This window comes from Roseibium sp. AWQ4_254 (assembly GCF_056161025.1).
This window is the reverse complement of the sequence record NZ_JBSWYH010000008.1, coordinates 41,155-60,855: the sequence shown is the minus strand read 5'-3', so window position 1 is coordinate 60,855 and position 19,701 is coordinate 41,155. Positions and strand designations below refer to the sequence as shown.

Annotated in this window: 18 protein-coding genes and 1 pseudogene; all 19 read left to right on the top strand. The window is 58.3% G+C overall.

All coding sequences use genetic code 11. The features are described from left to right. Positions 1-53: 53 nt before the first annotated feature. The 19 genes and pseudogenes from pcaQ (at position 54) to ACXAIC_RS07780 (ending at position 19,691) form a co-directional block, all read left to right on the top strand. Positions 54-974, top strand: a complete 921-nt coding sequence (gene pcaQ / locus ACXAIC_RS07870; RefSeq protein ID WP_475175437.1) for a pca operon transcription factor PcaQ — start codon at positions 54-56, stop codon at positions 972-974. 230 nt (positions 975-1,204) lie between these two features. Beyond that, positions 1,205-2,392, top strand: coding sequence for an ectoine hydrolase DoeA (gene doeA / locus ACXAIC_RS07865; RefSeq protein ID WP_475175435.1), 1,188 nt, complete (start codon positions 1,205-1,207; stop codon positions 2,390-2,392). A 3-nt stretch (positions 2,393-2,395) separates the two neighbouring features. Continuing rightward, positions 2,396-3,394 carry a N(2)-acetyl-L-2,4-diaminobutanoate deacetylase DoeB gene (gene doeB / locus ACXAIC_RS07860; protein ID WP_475175432.1) on the top strand — a complete coding sequence of 333 codons (999 nt, stop codon included), beginning with the start codon at positions 2,396-2,398 and terminating at the stop codon, positions 3,392-3,394. 466 nt (positions 3,395-3,860) lie between these two features. Further along, positions 3,861-4,529 carry a sigma-70 family RNA polymerase sigma factor gene (locus ACXAIC_RS07855; RefSeq protein WP_475175431.1) on the top strand — a complete coding sequence of 223 codons (669 nt, stop codon included), beginning with the start codon at positions 3,861-3,863 and terminating at the stop codon, positions 4,527-4,529. Between the two features lie 132 nt (positions 4,530-4,661). Beyond that, positions 4,662-5,094 (top strand): annotated as a pseudogene (locus tag ACXAIC_RS07850) (flagellin); the annotation flags it as partial. A 140-nt stretch (positions 5,095-5,234) separates the two neighbouring features. Then, positions 5,235-5,834 (top strand): flagellin, encoded by a 600-nt coding sequence (locus ACXAIC_RS07845; protein WP_475175736.1) that lies wholly within the window; start codon positions 5,235-5,237, stop codon positions 5,832-5,834. A 91-nt stretch (positions 5,835-5,925) separates the two neighbouring features. Further along, a complete protein-coding gene (gene fliD, locus ACXAIC_RS07840) occupies positions 5,926-7,635 on the top strand; it encodes a flagellar filament capping protein FliD (protein WP_475175429.1) in 1,710 nt (569 codons plus the stop codon). A gap of 3 nt (positions 7,636-7,638) precedes the next feature. After that, complete coding sequence (locus ACXAIC_RS07835) at positions 7,639-8,082, top strand: flagellar export chaperone FliS (RefSeq protein ID WP_475175428.1); 444 nt, start codon at positions 7,639-7,641, stop codon at positions 8,080-8,082. A 67-nt stretch (positions 8,083-8,149) separates the two neighbouring features. Beyond that, complete coding sequence (locus ACXAIC_RS07830; protein WP_475175426.1) at positions 8,150-8,401, top strand: hypothetical protein; 252 nt, start codon at positions 8,150-8,152, stop codon at positions 8,399-8,401. 372 nt (positions 8,402-8,773) lie between these two features. Further along, on the top strand, positions 8,774-9,451 hold the full coding sequence (locus tag ACXAIC_RS07825) for a flagellar hook assembly protein FlgD (protein WP_475175423.1): 678 nt from the start codon (positions 8,774-8,776) through the stop codon (positions 9,449-9,451). Between the two features lie 11 nt (positions 9,452-9,462). Next, a complete protein-coding gene (gene flgE, locus ACXAIC_RS07820; protein ID WP_475175421.1) occupies positions 9,463-10,719 on the top strand; it encodes a flagellar hook protein FlgE in 1,257 nt (418 codons plus the stop codon). Between the two features lie 5 nt (positions 10,720-10,724). Then, positions 10,725-10,982 (top strand): hypothetical protein, encoded by a 258-nt coding sequence (locus tag ACXAIC_RS07815; RefSeq protein ID WP_475175419.1) that lies wholly within the window; start codon positions 10,725-10,727, stop codon positions 10,980-10,982. Between the two features lie 2 nt (positions 10,983-10,984). Beyond that, positions 10,985-11,485: a hypothetical protein gene (locus ACXAIC_RS07810; RefSeq protein WP_475175417.1), complete on the top strand. Its 501-nt coding sequence runs from the start codon at positions 10,985-10,987 to the stop codon at positions 11,483-11,485. Positions 11,486-11,500: 15 nt separating this feature from the next. Beyond that, positions 11,501-12,844: a flagellar hook-associated protein FlgK gene (gene flgK, locus ACXAIC_RS07805; RefSeq protein ID WP_475175416.1), complete on the top strand. Its 1,344-nt coding sequence runs from the start codon at positions 11,501-11,503 to the stop codon at positions 12,842-12,844. A 59-nt stretch (positions 12,845-12,903) separates the two neighbouring features. Beyond that, on the top strand, positions 12,904-13,800 hold the full coding sequence (locus ACXAIC_RS07800; RefSeq protein ID WP_475175415.1) for a flagellin: 897 nt from the start codon (positions 12,904-12,906) through the stop codon (positions 13,798-13,800). Positions 13,801-14,179: 379 nt separating this feature from the next. Continuing rightward, positions 14,180-14,689, top strand: a complete 510-nt coding sequence (locus ACXAIC_RS07795; protein WP_475175413.1) for an RNA polymerase sigma factor — start codon at positions 14,180-14,182, stop codon at positions 14,687-14,689. A gap of 156 nt (positions 14,690-14,845) precedes the next feature. After that, complete coding sequence (locus tag ACXAIC_RS07790; RefSeq protein ID WP_475175412.1) at positions 14,846-15,892, top strand: FecR family protein; 1,047 nt, start codon at positions 14,846-14,848, stop codon at positions 15,890-15,892. A 218-nt stretch (positions 15,893-16,110) separates the two neighbouring features. Then, positions 16,111-18,747: a TonB-dependent receptor gene (locus tag ACXAIC_RS07785; protein WP_475175409.1), complete on the top strand. Its 2,637-nt coding sequence runs from the start codon at positions 16,111-16,113 to the stop codon at positions 18,745-18,747. A gap of 215 nt (positions 18,748-18,962) precedes the next feature. Then, positions 18,963-19,691 (top strand): hypothetical protein, encoded by a 729-nt coding sequence (locus tag ACXAIC_RS07780; RefSeq protein WP_475175408.1) that lies wholly within the window; start codon positions 18,963-18,965, stop codon positions 19,689-19,691. The last annotated feature ends 10 nt before the right edge of the window (positions 19,692-19,701 follow it).

Genomic DNA, 19,701 nt, shown 5'->3' with positions numbered 1-19,701 from the left:
AAGAGAAGTAAAATGAGATATTCAGTCTGTTTGTTTCCTTTTTTGGTAAGTTAATGATCGATCGGCGCATCAAATTCCGGCATATTCAGAGTTTTGTGGAAATTGCCCGCGAGGAGAGCCTCAAGCTGGCGGCGGACAAGCTGACCCTGACCCAGCCAGCCATTTCAAAGACGTTGAAAGAGCTGGAAGAAATTGTCGGCGCCACCTTGATGACCCGCAACCGGGCGGGCATCGCCTTGACCAAACAGGGCAAGGTGTTCCTGCATTTTGCCCAGATCTCCCTGGCCAGCCTGCAACAGGGGCTCGACGGGGTTGAAAAGGAAGGCGCCCGCGCCCGGGCTTTGTTGAAGGTCGGCGCCCTGCCCAGTGTGGCCGCCAGTTTCATGCCGCCTGTGATCCGGGAATTTGCGCAGCTGGCCCCCCATGTGACCGTGCAGATCATGGACGGGCCTCACGGCTATCTCATCGAGCGGCTGAAAATGGGGGAACTGGATCTTGTGATCGGCCGGCTTGGCCGGCCGGTCTCCATGGAAGGGGTGTCTTTCACCCAGCTCTATTCAGAACGGGTGGACCTGATTGTGCGCGCAGGTCATCCGCTTCTGGAGCAGCCTGATGTGAAGGAGATCGTGAACTGGCCGGTGATCTTTCCGCCGGAAGGGGCGGCGATCCGCCCGCTGGTGGAGCGGTTTTTGATTGCCAACGGGGTTGGTGAGATCACGAACCGGATCGAGACGGTCTCCGGCGCCTTCGGCCGGGTCTATACCCGCACCAGCGATGCGGTCTGGATCATCTCTGCCGGGGTGGTGCAGAACGAGACCGCCGACGGCCATCTGGTCCGGCTGCCATTTGACGGGGATATCACCAAGGGTCCGGTGGGGCTGATGACCCGTCCGGATGTGCAGCCGGGGGCAGAGGAACAGGTGTTCCGTCTGGCGCTGCAGACCGTGATTGACGAGCTGGGCCTGACGTCCTGAGGAAACAGGTCGCAGAAAGCGATTTTCATTCAGGACCTTCTCACCTATCGTGAGAGGCCGTTGCAGGTGCTGCCTTTCATGAGAGCGTGCCGCGCTCGTCTGGTTTCAAAACGTTTTGTCTTTTGCGGGGACTTCTTTGATGTCAGGCAGCGAAAGGCCAATCGAATGGAACGCGATGTGCTCTCAAGGGGGATGCCGCACGGCTTTCTGACACTTGGGAAACAGCCGCCATGAGTGCGCCTAGGCTTCATTTTACCCTGAACGAATATCAGACACGGATTGCGGCAACCCGGTCAGCCATGCAAAAGGCCGGGGTGGAGGTCATTCTTGTATCTGACCCGTCCAATATGGCTTGGCTGACCGGCTATGACGGCTGGTCCTTTTATGTGCACCAGGCCGTGCTGCTCGGGCTTGAGGGCGAGCCGGTCTGGTTCGGGCGCGGACAGGATGCGCAAGGGGCGCTGCGGACCTGCTTCATGCATCCAGACAATATCATTGGCTATCCGGACCATTATGTTCAGTCGCGCGAGCACCACCCGATGGCCTATTTGGCCGCACGGCTGGACGACCTTGGCTGGGCAGGCGCCCGGATCGGCGTGGAATTGGACAATTACTGGTTTTCTGCTGCGGCTCATGCGGCTTTGCTAAAAAGTTTGCCGAATGCCGGTGTTCAGGATGTGACCGGCCTCGTCAATTGGCTGCGGGCAGTCAAGTCGGAGCAGGAGCTGGCCTATATGCGCATGGCTGGAAAGCGGGTTGAAAAGATCCATTCGCGTATTCTGGAAAAGGCGGAACCGGGTCTGCGCAAATGCGATCTGGTGGCGGAGATATATGATGCGGGCCTGCGCTATGATCCTGCATTGGGGGCAGGCGGGGACTATCCGGCCATTGTGCCGCTCCTGCCGTCGGGAAGCGATGCGGCAGCGCCGCACCTGACCTGGGATGATCGGCCGATGATGAGGGGCGAGGGCACGTTTTTTGAAGTGGCCGGTGTCTGTCACCGGTATCATTGTCCCCTGTCCAGAACTCTTTTTCTGGGCAAGCCGACCCGGACGTTTCTGGAGGCGGAAGAGGCCGTGCTTGAGGGGATGGAGGCCGGGCTGGCGGTGGCCCGGGCGGGCAATCTGTGCGAAGATATTGCCCATGCTTTCTTCGCCGTCTTGAAACGCTACGGCATCACCAAGGACAACCGCTCGGGCTATCCGATTGGCCTGTCCTATCCACCTGACTGGGGCGAGCGCACCATGTCGCTGCGCAGCGGCGACAAGACCGTTTTGCGCGAGAACATGACCTTTCATTTCATGACTGGCCTGTGGATGGAGGATTGGGGGTTTGAAATCACCGAGAGCATCGTCATTCGCGACGGGGCGCCGGAATGCCTGGCTGCCGTGCCGCGTCAGCTCTTTGTGAAGGGGTAAGCCATGGCCGGGAACCCGATTGTTGCCACTGTGCCGTTCGATGAAAATGGAGTTCACCACGGTTTCCTGCGTCTTCCCTACAGCCGGGACGAATCTGCCTGGGGCTCTGTGATGATCCCGCTGACGGTGGTGTATGGCGGGGAGGGGCCGACAGCGCTTTTGACGGGGGGAAACCACGGCGATGAGTATGAGGGGCCGATTGCGCTGCAGAACCTGGCCTTGTCCTTGAGCGCCCGGGAGGTGCGTGGGCGGGTGATCATCGTGCCTGCGTTCAATTATCCCGCCTTTCGCGCCGGAACACGGACGTCACCCATCGACAGGGGCAATCTCAACCGGACCTTTCCGGGCCGTCCTGACGGAACGGTGACGGAAAAGATCGCGGATTATTTCAACACAGTCCTTCTGCCGATGGCGGATGTGGTGCTCGACTTTCACTCTGGCGGCAAGACGCTGGACTTCCTTCCCTTTGCCTGTGCGCATGTGCTTGAAGACAAGACGCAGCAAGCCGCTTGCCTTGCTGCCGCGCAGGCCTTCAATGCGCCCTATACGGCGATCCTCAGAGAGATCGATGCGGCCGGAATGTATGACACTGCGGCCGAGGAGCAAGGCAAGGTCTTTGTCACAACAGAGCTTGGCGGGGGCGGAACGGCAACGGCGCGGTCTGTTGCAATCGCTTTAAGGGGCGCGCGCAATCTGCTCAAACATGCCGATCTTCTGACGGGGCAGCCGGAGCTTGAGGGCAGTACGGCCCTGGACATGCCGGACGAGCGCTGCTTCGTCTTTTGCGAAGGCGACGGTATGATCGAGCCGCTCGCCGACCTCGGTGACACGGTTCAGGAAAACCAGGCGCTTGCCCAGGTCTGGGCTCTGGACCGGACGGGAATTGGTCCGGTGATCTACCGGGCAAGACGGTCCGGCCTTTTGATGGCGCGCCATTTTCCGGGTCTGATTCAATCTGGAGATTGCCTCGCGGTCGTCGCTGTCCCGACAGAGCATTTGTGAGCCGTTCTGGGGCTCTTGAGGCGAAAAAAATATCGAATCACCGCATTTTTGATCCGGAAAAGGCCCCGGTAGATTTTGCTGGGGCTGGTTTGGGTGGGCAGATTTTGAAGCGTAACCTGACGGCAGTACGGTTGAAACGGGACGGGGCGTCGAAAAAGGGCATGCGTATTACTGTTAACTATTGTGGCCGGAAAAAGTGCTCGTTTCTGCTGGGGGCGGAGAAATGTACCGTTAACAATTCGGAAACTGTAATATACTGGTAGTTTTTGAGCATTCTTAATTAAAAATCTTAAAGTGGGAATTTTTTGCCTGGTATAGGAAAAATATTCACGCTTTTTGGGTATAAATTACCTAGTAAAAATCTGAAAAAATTAAATTATTCGCGCCTGAAATACGCTATCAGTACGTTAAAGACTTGTAGCCGTGGCTCTGATTTTCCGGGCCCGGGTGTCTTGAGGAACTGGATATGGGTGTTGCGATATCTGAAACTGCGCCGGAGCAGAGCGAAACCGACGTGGATCACAAGAAGCGCCTCGAACAATTGGCTGCAACGGCCGAGGTGGATCTGACTGCCCTTGACGACGATCATCTACTGGCGCTGGTGGCAGCTGACAGGGAAGATGCGTTTCAGGCCCTGGTCGAGCGCCACGTGGATAGGGGGTATGCGGTGGCCTACCGCATCCTCCAGTCCGGGGCGGATGCGGAAGATGTCGTTCAGGACGCCTTTTTGCAGGTCTGGACCCGCAGGGACGTGTGGCAGCCCGGGCGGGCGCAGTTTTCCACCTGGCTCTACCGGGTGGTGAGCAACCGCTGTATTGACCTTCTGCGCAAGCCCAAGGCGGAGACCGTGGATGAGATCCCGGAACTGGAAGATGGCAGTCTGAACCAGTCCCAGGGCCTGGAACGCCAGCAGGCAGCAGAGCTTCTGGAGCGCGCGATCGGCAAGCTGCCGGACCAGCAGAGGATCGCGCTTGTCTTCTCCTATAACGAGAACATGAGCAACGGCGAGATTGCGGACATCATGGACACGACCGTGTCCGCCGTGGAGAGCCTGCTCAAGCGCGGGCGCCAAAGGCTGCGTGAGATCCTGAAAGCCCAAAGCGCCGATATTCTCAACGCTTTTACAAATGGTTAACTCTACCAGACCTGTCGAAAAATAAACTTCGCCTGATTTCAGGGCACTTCTCCGTTCAATCAACAGAGCGTGCAGAAAACACGCCGACCGCGCGGACAGTTTGCGTGGGTTTACGATCATCAGGAGAAGACGATGCCCGTTATTTCTACAAATACCGCTGCCAATACTGCGGTTCGCTATCTGAATATCAACTCCAGCGAACAGTCCGACTCGCTGTCAAAGCTGGCCAGTGGCTCGAACATCACCAAGGCGTCTGACGACGCGGCCGGTCTTGCCATCGCCACCAAGATTTCCTCTGACGTGGCCGCCCTTGAGCAGGCCTCCACCAACTCCTCTCACGGGATTTCCGTTCTGCAGACGGCTGATGGTGGCGCTGCCAATGTCAGTGACATTCTGGAGCGTATGAAAACCCTGGCCTCCCAATCGGCATCCGGCACGGTTACCGACACGGAGCGCGCCTATATCCAGGCGGAATTTGAGGAACTTCAGGAAGAAATTGACGGGATCGCGGAAAGCACCCGCTACAATGGCCAGAGCCTTCTGGACGGCACCAGCGACTTCTCCGACGACACGGTTGAAACAGCTGCCACCGTGACCGGGGCCACTGCAGCCGCAGCAGTGACGGCCGGGGACACCGGTACGATCACGATCAACGACATCGAAATCGAACTCTCCAGCGACGATACGTCATTGACCGTTGACGAAATGGTCGAGCAGATCAACTCTGGCCTGCAGGCGGAAGGGGAATACAGCATCCAGGCCACCAATGATGGCGGCACGCTGACCCTGACGACGACCACCACTGGTGAAGATGCTTCCATCACCTTGGCCGACGGCTCTGGTGACCTTGATCTGTCGACCCTGGGCCTGACGGCAGGCACCACGACAGGCACCACGACCGAGGTGGACACCACCGGTGCGGAAATCGTTGTCGGATCCTCTTCCACCGATACGATCACGCTGACCCTTCCGGATCTGACATCCGAGTCTCTCGGGGTTGCCGATCTGGATGTGTCCACCGCTGATGGCGCAGCAGAAGCTCTTGCCCTTCTAGATGTGGCGATTGACGAAGTGTCCAATGCCCGGGCTGAAATGGGTGCGACCATGTCCCGCTTCGAGTTCCGCTCCGCGCAGATCGAGACCAGCATCGAGAACCTGGATGCGGCCCAGTCGGCCATCGCCGATGTCGATATCGCCAAGGAACAGGCGAAGCTGTCCTCTGCCAGCGTGAAGGTGCAGGCCGCTGTCGCCGCTGCGTCTCAGGCGAACGAAATGCCGGAAAATCTGCTGTCCTTGATCCGGTAACCGGGTCTTGACCCTTGTCCGGGTTGCTGAGCGCGCCAGAAGGCCACCAGCAGCCCGGATCTTTCGCGCCTTGAACGCATGAAGAAAGGTGATGAGTGTGACCGACACCACGTCAACAACCACATCGACGACGTCCACGACAAGCACCACCACCACCTATACCAGCTCCGCCAATACGGATGCGGATATCGATTGGGACGCTCTGATCGAGGCGGCGGTGACCGTCAAGGAATTGCCGGCTGCGACCATCGAATCCAAGATCGAGGACAATGAAGCCGAGATTGCCGCCTACGAGGAAATGCAATCCCTGCTTCAGGACATGACGTCCGCCCTTGAAACCATCCGAGGAACCGAAAACAGCCTCACCGAAAGCGATGACATCTTTTCGGTCCGGGAAGCCTATCTGACCGGGTTTGGCGGCGCCGATGCGGAAGCCGCTGTTGTGGTTACCGCGGATGACGGCATTGATGTGGCCACCTATGAGCTGGAAATCCTGCAGCTGGCCACGGCTCAGAAGGTGTCCGGCGACGTTTATGAAGACAACACCGCAGATCTCGGCCTGTCGGGCACGTTCGAACTCTCCCTGGAAAGCGGGGATGAGGACAGTGTTGTCGAGATCACCATCACCGAAGACATGTCCCTCGACGAGATTGCCGAGGAGATCAATGCCAATTCGGACACGAGCGGTGTCGCCGCAACGGTTGTGCAGGTGTCTGATGAGGAGTTCCAGCTTGTTCTGACCGCAACGGAGACCGGCAGCGATATCGTCTATACGGCCTTGGAGGGCGACGACATTGGTCAGGAACTGGAACTGACCGATGAGGACGGCGCCTTTGTCACCGAACTGCAGGCCTCGCAAAAGGCGATCATCAGTGTCGACGGGATCGAGGTCACCCGGAACAGCAACACCATTGATGATGTGATCGAGGGCATCACCTTCTCGCTCTATCAGGAGACTGAGGACGGCGAATATATCTCGGTTGAAATTTCCAATTCCCTGACCAGTATTCAGGAAGCGGTCTACGCTCTGGTGGAAGCCTACAACGCCTATCGTGAATGGGCTCTGACCCAGCAGGAAGTCGCCTCCGGCGGCGGGGCTGCGGCAGATGCTGTGCTGTTTGGCGACTCGATTTTGCGGTCGGCCAACAGCGACATTGCCGAAGCGCTGTCGACCATGATCGACGATACCAGCATGGCGCTTCTGGGCCTCTCCTATGACAGCAACAACAATCTGGAGGTCGATGACGACGAGCTGGCCGACGCGCTCCTGAACAATCTGGACGAGATCGAGGGTCTGCTTCTGTTCAGCATGGAGTCCAGCTCCACCGATCTGGCCCTGCTGGCCCGCAACGACAACATGCCTTCGGAATTGACCCTGGAGATTGAGGTTGATGAGGACGGCGAGGTGATCAGCGTTCTGGTGGATGGCCAGGAAGGGCTGTTCGAGGTCAGCGGGACGCGTATCGTCGGCGTCGAGGGCTCCGAGTATGAAGGCATCAGCTTCGTCTACACCGGCACGGAGAGCGACACAGTCACCGTCAGCTTCACCTCCGGCCTGGCGGAAGAACTTTACAACGCCGTCAATTCCTATGCCGATGAAGATGACGGTTTGCTGACGGAGATCGTGACCGATCTGACCGAGCAGAACAGCGATTATCAGGATGAGTATGACGACATCATCGCGTCCGCCGAGGATTACCGCGACTATCTGGTGACGCTCTACGCCTCCTATCAGACCGCCATCGAGGAAGCAGAATCGACCCTCGACTATCTTGAAGCTCTTCTCGACTCAGGAGATTAAGTGATGAGCTATGCCATGAACCACGCCATTTCCGCATATCGCACGGCTGCCACTGCGGTGGCGCCGCCCGTGGCGGTCACGCTGCTGCTGGATGAGGTTCTCAATGCAATCGTTCTGGGGGCAAAGCATCTGCGCAAGAAGGAATATGAAGACTCCCAACTCCGTATTGCCCGGGCAACCGGCATCCTGCGCGGCCTGCGCCAGAATGTGGATCCGGACATTGACAGGAAAATCGGGCGGCAGTTCATCGAAATGTACACCCGCAACATCTTTGCCCTGAACCGTGTGGCGGGCAAGAAGGATGCGGTTGAGCGCCTGGCAACCCTGGCCGAAGGCCTGCTGGAATTCAGAAACGCCTGGGCGGGTCAGACCCCGCTGTCCGAGCGCTCACTGACGGCGCTTCAGGACGAGATTTACGACCGGCGAATTATTGCAGAGTGTTTCTGAAGACGTAGACATCCCGGGCGCTTGCCTGTACCGTCTGAGCCGTGGTCAATGATTTGCCGGTTCGCAGATGGACGCTTTCAAGCCCCGAATGGCTTTAGATAAATTTGACGCGCTGCTCGACAAGCACGGGTGCAACCTGGATGGCTGGCCTGCGATTGAGCAGGAATCGGCCAGAGAACTGCTGAAAATGTCTGATGACGCACGGTATCGCCTGAAAGAAGAACAGGATCTTGCGCACCTGCTCACCTCCCGCCAGGGGCCAAAGGCCCCGCGAGATCTTGTCGGCAAGATCATGCAAAAGGCGCGTGAATCATCCTGACATGCTGACTGTTTGAGTCTCGCCCGGCGCTGATATCGCGCGGCGTGCGGCCCGGAAAAATCGCACAAGGCCCGGCAAAAACTGCCGGGCCTTTGTCGTTTTGACCTTATCCACTGATTTGTAGTTGCTGTGCGGGCATCAAAAGTCCCGGGTTTTTGCCTTTTCAGGGCGCGTGCAGTGGTGTTTTGCTGCTCGGCAAGTATTTCCTTGTTTTTATAAGCTTCTGGGCATTTTTTACTTAGTAATTTTTTTAAAAAAAAACTCCGCCTGAAACGGTTCTCGCGAACGTTTCACTAATAGAGCGGGTTTGCTGTGTTCTTACTTAAGTAAAGCTCCGCTGAAGGGTCGAAATCATCAGGTGGAGTTGAGGATATGAGCATATCCACAGTGAACTCTTACACAACGACAACTACAACGACGAGCGATAGTGCTACTGAAGATGCGAACAGAACAAGCATCGACAGTGATGAATTCTTGTTGTTGATGGTTCAGCAGCTTCAGTATCAGGATCCGACCGATCCGGCTGACACCGGCGAATATCTCAGCCAGCTCGCGTCTTATTCCAGCACCGAGACGCTGACGGAGATCTCCGACCAGCTCAGCAGCCTGACGGACAGCGTGTCGAGTTTCATGAACACCCAGGGGCTTGGCTACCTGAACCAGACGGTTGAAGCGGTGGGCAACACCACGTCGCTGCAGGATGGCGAGGCCAACTGGTCCTACACCCTCGACAGCGACGCGGAGAGCATCACCGTCTCGATCTACGATGCGGACGGCAATCTCGTTTACAGCGAAGACGGCGAGACCTCCGAAGGGTCCCATTCCTTCACCTGGGATGGCGTGACCTCCGATGGTGAGCAGCTGGAAGATGGTGGCCAGTACACCATCGTGGTCGACGCCACGGACAGTGACGGAAACGAGGTTTCCGGTAGCACCACTGTCATCGCCGAAGTCACCGCCGTCGACAGCTCGGGCGACGATGTCGTTCTGGGCATCGGTGATGCAGCCGTCCTTCTTGAAAACGTTCTTGCCGTCGCCTCGACGGGCTAAGGGAGAGTGCAATGAGTATCCAAGGCGCCCTGAACGCTGCCATTTCGGCCCTGTCTGCCCAAAGTTCCGCCCTGTCGGTGATTTCGGACAATCTGGCCAACTCCCAGACCACCGGATACAAGTCCTCAACCACCAGCTTCTCCAGCCTGGTGGCGGGCAGCGGGTCCAATTCCAGCGGTGGTGTGGCTGCGACCATGGTATCGAATGTGGATGAGCAGGGGCTTTTGGTGGAGTCCACCGAGGCGACCCACATGGCGATTGAAGGCGATGGCTTTTTCATCGTCTCCGATTCCACGGACGCCACTTCCACCTATTACACCCGGGACGGCGAATTCACCGTCAACAGTGACGGCTATCTGGTCAATGGCGACTATTACCTGCTGGGCTGGGCCACGGATGAGGATGGCAATCCGATTGGTGGCACCAGTGAGAATGCCCTGACCACGATTGACCTCGATTCTGTTCAAAGTTCTGTGGAGGCCACGTCCAATGTGGCTATCCAGGCGAACTTGCCGGCGGATGCGGAAATCGGCGACAGTTTCGAAACCACGTTCGAAGTCTACGATTCCCTGGGCACGACCAGCACGATCACGGCGACCTACAACAAGACCGCCGAAAACACATGGGAAATCACGTACTCCGATCCGGTTCTGGCCTCCTCCGGTGAGACCATCGGAACGGTGACCTCCGACCCTGTGACCGTCACCTTCAACTCCGACGGCACACTGGCCTCGACCGATCCCGATCCGGTAGAGCTGACGATTGAAAACTGGACGACCGGAGCGGCCGACAGCACGATTTCGGTAGATCTGGGCGACGCAGACACCGACAGCGGCCTGACCCAGTATTCTTCCGACAGCGATGATCCGTCCATTGATGTGCAGTCGGTCGACCAGGACGGTCTGGCCTATGGCAATCTCAGCTCAATCGAAATTGACGATGACGGCATGGTGATCGCTTATTTCGACAATGGCGAAGAACGGCCGATCTTCCAGATACCGGTGGCAACATTTGGAAATGCTGACGGTCTGACGGAATTGAGCGGCAGTGTCTATGCCCGTTCCTCGGAATCCGGCAACGCGACCTTGCATGAGGCGGGTGAAGGGGGCGCCGGAACGATCTCCGGCGGATGGCTGGAATCGAGCACCGTCGACACCAGTGAGGAATTCTCCAAGATGCTGTCCGCGCAGCAGGCCTATTCGGCCGCCTCGCAGATCATGTCCACGGCCAATGACATGTACGACACGCTGCTCGATGCGGTTCGGTAAGCGTCATGAGCGATGACTTGAGGAAGCTGAAAGACCGGCACAAGCGTCTGCATGCGGAAATCGTGCGGATTGGCGCGGGCGGGAACACGCCCGCCAGAAAACTGAAGCTGCTGCTCCTCAAGAAGGATCTTGAAGAGGTGACCCGGGAAATGCGGGCGCAACAGAAGGAAACGGGCGCGAAAATGTCCCGATCCACGGCGGCCTCCCAGGCCGCCGGGGCCTACGCCAGAATGGCGAATGCATGGAAATCCCAAGGTAGGTGAACATGTCTGCTGCAAATCAGAAAAAACGGCCGGTCAAGGCCTCCAGTGTCTTACTGTCCTCCAGGGACATTGAAAAGGTGGAGGCGGCAGTTGACAATGCCATCCGGATTTCCGAAAGCCTGCTGGCGGTTGCGGAGGAAGAAAACCGCCGACTGTCCAGCGGGCGGCCCCGGCCGATTGATGATCTTCTTGAGAACAAGCAGAAGCTTTCCCGGGAGCTTGCGGATTTTCTGGATCTGTTCAAGGCCCAGAGCAACCTGTTTCTGCTGGCCTCACCGCAGAAATTTGCCGAATTGCAAGCGGTCAATGACCGCCTGACCAAGGCCTTGTCGGACAACAGCCAGAACCTCGTGCGGGCGCTCAACGCCAGCAAACGCCGGGTGCAGACCATCATGCGGGCGATCCGCGACAAGCAGACCGCCAATGCCCGTTACGACAATCGCGGCGGTTATGGCCAGAACCCGGTGCGGCCCATTTCCGTCGGCCGCCGCTACGAAGCTTGACGGGGAGAACCGGCTATGACCAGTTTGAGTACAGCCGCTTCCATTGCCTCCAGCGCCATCAGCAGCTCGCAGGTCCAGACCTCCGTTACATCTGCCAACATCGCCAATGCCGACACCGATGGCTATACGGCAAAGTCGGCCACCACCTCGGCCACCACCACCTCTGGTGTTGGCACCGGGGTTTCGGTGACGGGGATTTCCTCAAGCGTCAGCAAGTATCTGGTGGAAGACCTTCTGGAGGCCACCAGCAGCGCCGCCTCTGCAACGGCAACGGCCAGTTATCTGGACAGCCTGCAGCAATCGCTTGGCGAGACCTCCGATGACAGCGGGGATGGCAGTTCACTTGCCAACACCCTGTCCGACTTTGAAACCGCCCTGACCACGCTGGCCGAAACGCCAGAAAGCGAAAGCCTGGCAAGTGCTGCCGTCTCGGCGCTTGAAGAGGTTGTCTCCCAAATCAACAGCCTGTCGTCCGACGTCCAGGACCAAATCGACCAGGCGGACGAGGAAATCGGTGATGCGGTCACAGCCGCCAATGAGGCCATCAGCACGATTGACAGTCTGAATGAGCAGATTGAGGCTGTTGCGGCCCGGGGCGGCAGCACGGCGGATCTGGAAGATGAGCTGAATTCCGCCCTGGCGGCCTTGTCGGAGCAGATGGGCATCAGCTATGCGAAGGCCGACAATGGTACGGTCAAGGTCTATACGGACAGTGGCCAGATGCTGGTGGGCGACACGGCTCATCTTTTGACCACGGACACGTCGGCCGACGGCACCACAACCGTTTCCGTTGACGGCTTGGACATCACGGATGACATCGATACGGGCACGATCGGGGCGCTGTTGGAACTGCGCGACGAAACCCTGCCAGCCTATCAGGACATGCTTGACGAGTTTGCCACAACATTCATCGAAAGCGTGAATGGGGTGTCCGCGGACACGCTCACCGGCACCGGGGCGTCGGACATTTCGGTCAGTGAGACGGTCACCTCTGATCCGTCCGAACTGCTCGGGGACACGCTGCCTTCGGAAGTCGCCTACGCCCTTCTGGATGTCCTGCAAGGGGAGGTGACCTTTGATGATGCGGGCGGGCTCAGCGGGGGCACCATGTCCTTCACCAGCTATGCCAACGACATTCTGGCCGATGCGGTCACCAAGGCCAATTCCGCCGAAAGCGCGCTCGACCTGGCCGAGACCGAATTGAGCACCGTCTCAGACACGATCTCGTCCACCTACGGGGTCAATGTGGATGAGGAGCTCGCCCGGTTGTCGGAACTGGAACAGCTTTATTCCGCAGCCTCCACGCTTTTGAGCGTGGTCAACGAAATGTTCGAGGAACTGCTGGAAGCGGTCAGCTAACCCGGCGTTTCAAAGGGCGGCTTCTGCGCCCGCACGGCATGTCTTCAGGAGCGTGCGAAATGGTTATGCGTGTTGCGACGTTCAATCAGACCTCCCAGGTTCTGAAAAATGCGCTGGAAACCCAGGCAAAACTGGCGGAAAATCAGGAGCAGCAATCCAGCGGAAAGATTTCCAGCGACTATGCTGGCCTTGGCACGGATGCGTCCAAGCTGGTTGAACTGGAAGTTTCAATTGCACGGTCCGAGGCGTCCGTCTCGGTTGCCGGGGATGCGCTGACGCGGGTCGAGACCACCTATTCCGCCCTTGGCAGTATGAGCGATCTTCTGACCTCCATGCGCACCGAGGTGTCGGCTGTCAGCACCGAGGATGACCTGTCGGGCCTGCAGACGGCTGCGGCCTCCTATCTGGAGGAATTGCAGTCTCTTTTGAACACGCAGTTGAACGGCCGCTATCTGTTCGCGGGCAGCAACACGCAGGACGCCCCGGTGGATCTGGAGACCTATGTGGCTGCCGACCTGACCACCACCGACACCAGTTACTATACCGGCGACGACTATACCCAGACCGTGCGGCTGAGCTCGGACCGGTCGATAGACTATGGGGTAACGGCTGATACGGAAGCCATTGAGGAGGCCCTTCGTGCGCTCTCCTATGCAGCAACGTCCGATACGCTGACGACCGACGACATGGAAGCCCTGTCAGAACTTCTGGTCAGCGCCCAGGACGGTATCATTGCCTTGCAGAGCATGGCCTCCTCGGATGCTTCGGCGCTGGAAAGCTATGTGAGCAGCGAAAACGAGTATGTGGCCTCGCTTGAGGAGATGGTCAGCAGTATCTCCGATGCGGATGTGGCACAGCTCATTGTTGAAGCCTCCAGTTACGAAGTGCAGTTGGAGGCCAGCTATGCGGCCCTTGGCACCATCGGAGACCTTTCTGTGCTCGAATATCTGTTTTGATGGTTTGATTTCTTTGCGGAATTTGTTGATCCGCATCTGCCGCGCGTTTGGCCTGCGGCAGGGCCGGGGAGATATGGGAAGGCGGTTTTCCGATCGTTTGTCCCGTCTCTGCGAGGTGTTGTGCAGGCAAAGCGGCCGGGCGTTCTGTTGCCGCAGAAGTGGCTTGCAGAAATATGAGTTTTTTTGTTAAGTTTTATTCGGGCGCTCAGAAGACCGGGCGCCAAGGTGTGCGCAGCCGCTCCCTCGGCCCAGACAAACGGATCTTGGCGGCCGGTTTCCCGAAGATTTCTTCGCACGAACCGGTCCGGGCGGATGTGTTTTTCGATTTTTATGCAAACGTTTGACAGCCGGCACAGATGCGCCGGGCTCGGGTGGGGTGATGATCTGTCAAGACGGCGAGGACGGCTTTGCGTGCTATTTGGCGCATCGTATGGCCCTGGTGAATTATGTGGCGCCGATGATCGGCTCGCGGGATGATGCGGAAGAGATCGTGCAGGAGGTCTATCTGCGCTTTTCCCGTCGGCACGACCAGATCACCGGGTCTGTCCGGGCTTACCTGTTCAGCATTGCGCATAATCTGGCCCTGGACTGGAAACGCAGACGCAAGCGGGAAAGCGGCCTGAATGCTCAGGAGTTGCCGGACTGGGCCGCGCCGCAGGGGGACTCCACGCCCGAGCACAGCATGGTTGCCGCCGACGAGCTTCGCCGCATTTCCGACTATCTGAAAACCTGTCCGGAGGAATACGGTCTTGTGCTGGAGCTCTACCGGTTCCGGGGGCTGACCATGGTTCAGATCGCAGCGCAGCTGGAGATTTCGGTGGCCAGTGTCCACCGGATTCTGCGCAAGACCCTTGCGGCCCTTGCCGCCTTGAGCAATCCCGACGCGTAAACCAGGTCCGGATCTGGGTGTTTTGAAGAGAACGGGCTTTTTTTTACTGAAAAAACGCAGCTTCGCTGAAAAAAAAGTCTTTGGTAATCGTTTTAAAAAACAGGATTGAACAGTTCCGGGCCGGCCGCGGCCGCAGGAGAGGACAAGAGCGGGCGCATGAGTGACTTTGACCAGACGGCGGAAGGGGGCATTCCGCAAAGCGTTTTGGAGGATGCGGCCGACTGGTTTCTCAAACTGCAGGAGAACCGGGCAGACAGCGCGCTGCTGTCAGGCTTTGATGCCTGGCGGCGTCAGCATCCGCACCATGACGCCGCCTGGAAAAGAACCTGCAAGGCCTGGCAGGCACTTGATATGATCGAGCCTGGCCTCTTGCGGGCGGAGGGGGCGGCGAGGGTCCCGTCCTTTGAGATGCGCGCGAGGGATCTTTCAGCATCTTTTGACCACAATAAGCAAACCTTTCGTAAAGGCGCGCGCGGCCTCCGGCGGGCGGGCGCCTTCGCGGCCTGTGCCCTTGCCGCCTGCCTTGTGCTGGTGCTGGCTCCGGGCTGGCTCCTGCGGCTTGAAGCGGATCATGCCACGGCAACGGGCGAAATCCGGACCATTGATCTTCAAGATGGCAGCCGGGTGACCCTGGCGGGCCGGAGCGCCATTGCCGAAGAGTTTGAAGGGGGAAAACGCCAGGTGACACTTCTGGCCGGAGAGGCGTTTTTTGACGTGGCCCGGGACCCGGAGCGGCCCTTCACGGTCACGGCCGGAGGCTTTCAGGTGAAAGTCCTTGGAACGGAATTCAACCTGCGCCGGGGGCAGGCGGCAACGTCGGTTGCCCTTCTGGAGGGCGCAGTCACGGCGATGCCCGATCTGGAGATGGCGGATAAAGTGGCGCTTCAGCCGGGGCACATGCTACGCGTCGACAGGGCCAGCGGCGCTGCTTCTGTGCTGGCCGTCGACCCGGCCGATATCGCGGCCTGGCGTCGGGGGCGTCTTGTGGTGTCCGGCCAGACTGTTGCCAGTGTGGCCGAACAGATTGGCCGCTATCAGGTGGGGTGGATCACCATTCCGGACAGCCAGCTGGCCTCTCGTCGGGTCACAGGGATCTTCGATCTCTCCAAACCGGACCGTGCCTTGCGGGCGCTGGTGGCGCCATTTGGCGGTCAAGTTATTGAAATTTCTCCCTACTTTCATGTTCTGAGAGGAGCAAGCTGATAAATATGAATAATAAATTCATATTTTTTTACGCTGCCCTGAAAAAAATCCCGATGCCGCTCGTCTAACTGTCCGAGATCCGATGCCAAGGCAGGCCTGCCAACGCGCGGATATCTGACAGGAGTGGTGGGTAGAGTATGATGCGTAATGGGACGGGGTCCGGATTTGGAGGAGTTGTTTGCGGGAGGCAAGCCAGACGTTTGGGGCTGCTATGGGCCATGACAATCGTCTTGTCGGTGATGACAGCTGCAGTGCCGGGGGCTGTCAGCGGCGGGGCGCAGGCCCAGGAGGTTGAGGCTGCTCAGGTCAGCTTTAATATTCCCAGCCAGCCGGTGGGACCGGCCATGGCGGCTTTTGGGCGTCAGTCCGGTCTGCAGATTTCCTTGGCTACGGCCATCGGCAGCGGGATTGCGACCAACGCGGTTTCCGGAACGATGGATCCTTATGCGGCCCTGTCGCAGATGCTGGCTGGAACCGGCCTCTACTGGTGGGTGTCCGAAGCCGGCACGGTCATCATTTCCTCAACAGAGGCCGCTGTCACCCGAACCGGTGAAGCCGGCGAGGAGGTGCTCGACCTGATCGTGGTCACGGACAATACGGGCACCGGTTATGCCGGGACGCCGGACTGGGTCTATGAAACGGCTGACAGTGTGAGCGTGATTACCAGCGAAGCTATTGCCGACAGCGGCGTCCGTGGCACCAACCAGCTTTTCAATTCGGTGGCCGGGGCCTATCAGGGCGCAACCGTTGGCAGTTTCCCAACCGTCTCCCCAAATGTGCGCGGCTTGCAGGATGCCGGGCGTGTGGTCGTCTCCATTGAAGGAGCGCGGCAGAACGCCCAGGATGGCGGGCGCTATGGCGGCACATCCACGGGCGGAATTGGCCTGGCTTTTGTCGATACATCATTTGTGCGGGCCGTGGACATTACCAAGAAAACCGGAGCCTCTGCCAACAATGCGGGGTCCTTGGGGGGCGCCGTCGATTTCAGGCTTGTGGGGGCGGACGACATTATCGAGCCGGGCAAGTCCTGGGGCATGGAAGTTGAAGGCGGGGCCGGTACCAATGGATATGAATTGGACGGGTCCTTTGTCGGAGCCATGCGCCTGGGGGAGGTGATCTCGGTTACGCTCGGGGCAAGCCGCAAGCGCATGGGCACCTATGAGCCGGGGGAAAATGGTGTTGCCGATGGCCGTTATGACCTGACTTACCGGCGGAGCTGGAGCGGGTTTGCCAAGGTGGAAGCGGAGCTGGAGGAAGTGACGGCTTCCTTGTCCTGGCTGCACCAGCACAATGCCTTCCGCTACAGCACGACTGCAGATGGGAATGGCAGTTCGTTCGACGTTGGTTCGAACACGGTGGTGGCCGATATCGGCTGGACACCGGACAACACGCTGATCGACCTGTCCGGCAAGCTTTGGGCCCAGACCACGTCAAACGACGAAACGCGTGAAGCGCGCAGCTCGTCTGCTGAAACCGGCATTGCGACGGAATTCACAAGTTTTGGCTTTATTCTGGACAATACAAGCGAGCTGTCCACGTCGCTGGGGGCGCTGAGCCTGGACTATGGTGTGGAGGCCTTCCGCGATGTTTCAAACAAGCAAGCTTCCAGCACAAGTATCGACAGCAACCCGATTTATGAAAACTCCTATGGCAGCTGGTCGCCTCCGGGCCGGCGCGATGTCGCAAGCGCCTTTCTCAACGGCACGCTTGAGCCTGTGAACTGGTTGTCCGTTTCCGGTGGACTTCGCTATGACTGGTATCGCTTGAAAGGAACCTCAACATACAGCGACCAGACGACCTCCCGCACCGCATATGTCGTTCAATCGGTGATATCTCAATATGATTATCTGTTGTCCACAGACCCGTCAGCAGCAGCAGCTCTGCCGGCAATTTTGGTGACCATATTCAGTTCCCAAATGGGTGAGGCCATTGATGGCAGTTTTGTGAGCGCTGGCCAAACGATATACTCAAGTACGACCACGGTGAATTCAGAAACGCTTGATATTGAGCGATCCGATGGGGCGTGGCTGCCATCTGCAACCGTGGAGCTCGCGCCTTTCGACTGGTTCAAACCCTATGCCAGCTATTCTCAAAGCTTCCGTCCTCCAACCATCTCGGAAACCTTTGCTTCCGGAGCCTTGTCGCCTGGAGACTATGTCGGAACGTCGCTGGCCCCGAATTTGGATCTGTCCCCGGAAAAAGCGCGAACCTTTGAACTTGGCGCAAATGTGTTTACCAACGATCTGTTGACACCGGGAGACAGCCTGCGGATCAAGGCATCCGCGTTCTACAGGGAAATTGAAGACTATATCGTTGTCGGCGACATTGTTCCGGATGCGCAAGTCACCCATACCTATTACGGTTTTGTCAATCTGGATGGCACCACCCAGATGAAGGGCATCGAGCTGGAGGGCAACTATGATGCCGGGGTCGCCTGGTTTGGCGCTTCTCTGACCCTGCTTGATGTCGAGTGGCCGCAAAAAACCGACCGGTTCAGCAACAGCAACGTGTCCACGACCGGCGAAACGATCTTCTTCAATTCCGAAGTGCCACCGCGACAGAAACTTGTGTTGAACGCAGGGGTGCGCTTGTTTGACCGCCGCCTGTCCCTCGGAGCGCGTGTGAGCCATGTCACGGCCACGGAAGCGGCCACACTGGACAGTGAGGGCAATCCGCTGGAAGTCTATGGCGATCCTTATACGACGCTGGATCTCTTCGGCTCTTTCAAGGCGAATGACCACGCCGTGCTGCGCTTTTCCGCCAACAATGTGACTGACATCAACTATGTGCCGCCCAACAGCACCTATGTCGCGCCGGGGCGCACCGTGCAGGCGTCTCTGACGCTCCGGTTCTGACACCGCCATCCGACGGTTACGGCTCTTGAGAACCGTCCTGGACAGCAAACTGACAGATTGATGGTTCTGCGCCTGGGCTCTTAGCCCCAGGCGGTCGCAAGATCCTCGATTTCGGAGGGCTTTCAGCCCCCGGAAGCCCTGGCCGGAAAGCCCTCCGGCCAGGGACAAAGTGCCCGTGCAACCGGGCAACAGCAGCAAACTCAAGGAGAATACCCATGGCTGCCATTATCGATCTTACCAGCGCGTCTTCCAACATGGTATCTTATCTGGCGAGCTGGTCGAACGGCTTCACTTCCAACTATGGGGCCTTCTGGAATGCCACGGACGGGATCGTCACCCAGCCGTCCAGCACTGCCACCTATGACCAGTGGGCTGCCGGCAGCGCGGGGTCGAACGGCATCGTTCTGGATGGCGACATGCAATACAGCCAGGGCAACCTGACCGGGGATGTGGACACAATCACGCTTGGCACAGGCTACAGCGAGTCCAGCGCCAGCGGGTTCTCCGTGACCTCCGAACTGGTGATCACCAACGACCCGAATTATGACACGTCAGGTGCCGGTGATCTTCTGGACTATGCCATTTATGGCCTGAGCGTACAGGGTTCCACCTCCTACCTTTACAGCTACCTGGCGGAAGTCGGGACGGTCATCAATGACACCGCTGCATCTGATGTTTTGACCGGCTTTGCCGGGGAAGACACGTTTGTGTTCTCAGGTGGGAACGACACCGTCGAAGCTGGGGGAACGGGCACCTCCGGATATCAGGATGGAACCGATACGCTGGACGTCTCTGCCTGGGGCGTAACATCCTTCGATGATCTGAGCGTCTATCAGGCTGGAACCGACACGCTCGTCGCCTATGCGGATGACACGTCTGTGAGCATTACTCTCGCCGACACGGATGCGTCCGTCATCGATGCTTCCGACTTCCTGTTTGCCTGATCGGGATCTC

Excerpts from the sequence above, each read along its gene's own strand:
- pcaQ (WP_475175437.1), top strand. The coding sequence starts at position 54 with ATGATCGATCGGCGCATCAAATTCCGGCATATTCAGAGTTTTGTGGAA.
- doeA (WP_475175435.1), top strand. The coding sequence starts at position 1,205 with ATGAGTGCGCCTAGGCTTCATTTTACCCTGAACGAATATCAGACACGG.
- doeB (WP_475175432.1), top strand. The coding sequence starts at position 2,396 with ATGGCCGGGAACCCGATTGTTGCCACTGTGCCGTTCGATGAAAATGGA.
- ACXAIC_RS07855 (WP_475175431.1), top strand. The coding sequence starts at position 3,861 with ATGGGTGTTGCGATATCTGAAACTGCGCCGGAGCAGAGCGAAACCGAC.
- ACXAIC_RS07845 (WP_475175736.1), top strand. The coding sequence starts at position 5,235 with ATGGTCGAGCAGATCAACTCTGGCCTGCAGGCGGAAGGGGAATACAGC.
- fliD (WP_475175429.1), top strand. The coding sequence starts at position 5,926 with ATGAGTGTGACCGACACCACGTCAACAACCACATCGACGACGTCCACG.
- ACXAIC_RS07835 (WP_475175428.1), top strand. The coding sequence starts at position 7,639 with ATGAGCTATGCCATGAACCACGCCATTTCCGCATATCGCACGGCTGCC.
- ACXAIC_RS07830 (WP_475175426.1), top strand. The coding sequence starts at position 8,150 with ATGGACGCTTTCAAGCCCCGAATGGCTTTAGATAAATTTGACGCGCTG.
- ACXAIC_RS07825 (WP_475175423.1), top strand. The coding sequence starts at position 8,774 with ATGAGCATATCCACAGTGAACTCTTACACAACGACAACTACAACGACG.
- flgE (WP_475175421.1), top strand. The coding sequence starts at position 9,463 with ATGAGTATCCAAGGCGCCCTGAACGCTGCCATTTCGGCCCTGTCTGCC.
- ACXAIC_RS07815 (WP_475175419.1), top strand. The coding sequence starts at position 10,725 with ATGAGCGATGACTTGAGGAAGCTGAAAGACCGGCACAAGCGTCTGCAT.
- ACXAIC_RS07810 (WP_475175417.1), top strand. The coding sequence starts at position 10,985 with ATGTCTGCTGCAAATCAGAAAAAACGGCCGGTCAAGGCCTCCAGTGTC.
- flgK (WP_475175416.1), top strand. The coding sequence starts at position 11,501 with ATGACCAGTTTGAGTACAGCCGCTTCCATTGCCTCCAGCGCCATCAGC.
- ACXAIC_RS07800 (WP_475175415.1), top strand. The coding sequence starts at position 12,904 with ATGGTTATGCGTGTTGCGACGTTCAATCAGACCTCCCAGGTTCTGAAA.
- ACXAIC_RS07795 (WP_475175413.1), top strand. The coding sequence starts at position 14,180 with ATGATCTGTCAAGACGGCGAGGACGGCTTTGCGTGCTATTTGGCGCAT.
- ACXAIC_RS07790 (WP_475175412.1), top strand. The coding sequence starts at position 14,846 with ATGAGTGACTTTGACCAGACGGCGGAAGGGGGCATTCCGCAAAGCGTT.
- ACXAIC_RS07785 (WP_475175409.1), top strand. The coding sequence starts at position 16,111 with ATGACAATCGTCTTGTCGGTGATGACAGCTGCAGTGCCGGGGGCTGTC.
- ACXAIC_RS07780 (WP_475175408.1), top strand. The coding sequence starts at position 18,963 with ATGGCTGCCATTATCGATCTTACCAGCGCGTCTTCCAACATGGTATCT.